This window comes from Nonomuraea antri (assembly GCF_013283785.1).
Taxonomy (GTDB): domain Bacteria; phylum Actinomycetota; class Actinomycetes; order Streptosporangiales; family Streptosporangiaceae; genus Nonomuraea; species Nonomuraea antri.
Window position 1 is genome coordinate 1 of record NZ_JABCPZ010000508.1, and the last position, 1,777, is coordinate 1,777.

Sequence of the window (1,777 nt, forward strand, 5' to 3'; positions counted from 1 at the left end):
CCCCCCTCCCTAACGGCTGTCCCCCTGCGCAGGGACACCCACCATCTCGCCCGGACGATGCCTCCGGCCTCTCCTGCCTTCATCTCCGGCTTCTCTCCCCCGAGTCTCCCCGCCGGATTCTCCACCTCCGCCTTTGGCTTCGCCCTGAGCTTCCCTCCGGCTTCTCCCGCCTCCGCCTTTGGCCTCTCCCCTGAGCTTCCCCTCCGGCTTCTCCCGTCTCCACTCACCAACCGCTCCCGCCCTCGGCCTCTCCGCGCCCCGGACTTCTCCCGCCCCGGCCTCTCTCACCTCGCCGACTTCTCCCGCCTCCGCCTTTGACTGCTCCCTGAGCCCCCTCGTTCTTCCTCTTCGAGCCCTCGTTCGCGTCCTCCCCAGCCTTCGCTTCTCGATCCCCGTCGATTCCTCTCAAGCCTCTTCGCTCGTTTCCTTCCAAGGCTCTCCGCTCGTGCTCCGTTCTCTGGCTCTCCTCCGGTCTGCTGGCTCTCGTCTCTCGGCCCTTCCTGCGCTGCCCGGTCTCTCCTCACGGCCTGTCTCGCTCGTTGGCTTGTTTCGATGCGCGGCCTGTGGTCCTGTCCCCCTATGCGTGCGGCCCGCCATCCCATCCGATTGCGCATCCCGTTCGTTCTCCTGCCGTTGCAGGTGTCGAGGTGCAAGAAGGCTGTGGCGTGCGCGCGTTCAGCGACCTCGCTGCCAGATGGGGCGAGGTCGCTGGGCGGTCATCGGGCATGGGTTGCTCAGCCCTTGGGTGCTGGCCGCGCCGCCTCTCCGGTTGCCGCGCTGTCCTCGTGGCCAGCCCAGCCATGCCATGCCATGCTCGAAGCAGCCTGTGACGGGCAGGCGGTGGCCAGAGAGACGGTGCGATCTGGTGACGCGGCCTGACAACGCGGCCCGACAACGCAGCCTGGTGGTGTGGGCCGGAGTTGCGCCAGGTGGATGAACGCCCTTCCACACTTGGCGGGCATCCTCCGGCCCTCCACCGGCTGCCTTCCCAGGCTCGTGAGCTTGACCTCGGTGGATGCCTTCCGGCGCTAAGCGGCCGCTTTCCCTGTTAGGCGGCGGCCTTCTCCTCCGTCGGCCACTTGCCGGTTTCGCGCGAGGTGCGGCGCTTGCGGGCGTCCTTCTCAGCGCCGCCACCGGCGCCAGCACCCCGCGTGCCGCCAGTACCAGTGCCTGTACCACCACCGGTGCCGGACCTGCCGCCGGTGCCGGAGCCGGTGCTGGCCCTGGCGCTGGTGCTGGTGATGCCGCTGGCGCTGCGAGCGGTGTTGGGCTGGTTGCCGGTGCTCAGGATGCGGACCGTGGCGTTCGTGTCCATGTCGGTGTCCGAGTTCGTGTCCGTCATGATCTCAGGACGGTTCGAGCTGACTGGACGAGCGGCGGCGGCCCCCGCCTGCGCCGCCGACGTGAAGGCCGGCTGTGCCGGCGGGTTCATACGCGATGTCCTGGCCGGCTGTGGCTGATCCGCGGGATGGGGTGCCTGGTGTGCGCCATCAGCCATGCCGAAGGCCGGGTGCATGCCATCCGCCGCACCCGGTGCCCCGCTCGCTCCGTCGGCGGTGGCCGCATGCGTTCCCGGTGCCGCGCTGAAGGCCGGGTACATCTCGTCGGCCGCATCCAGCGCCGGATGCGCCCCGGCCGCCGTGTCGGGCGCCGAGTGCCTGCTGTGCGCCGGGTTGAGGGCTGGATTCGTCCCATCCGCCGCAGCGAGCGCGCGGTGCCTGCCGTCCCCCGGGTCGATGGAGGCCGGGTGGGGTGGCTGGGCTGGGCGATGGGTGGC

The 1,777-nt window shown here is 70.2% G+C and carries 1 protein-coding gene and 1 pseudogene; both read right to left on the bottom strand.

Going from position 1 to position 1,777, the window contains the following annotated elements; all coding sequences use genetic code 11:
• The coding region (locus HII36_RS56220; protein WP_217371152.1) for a hypothetical protein at positions 1–227 on the bottom strand (227 nt) is incomplete at its 3' end.
• A gap of 821 nt (positions 228–1,048) precedes the next feature.
• A pseudogene (locus HII36_RS56225) lies at positions 1,049–1,777 on the bottom strand (hypothetical protein); the annotation flags it as partial.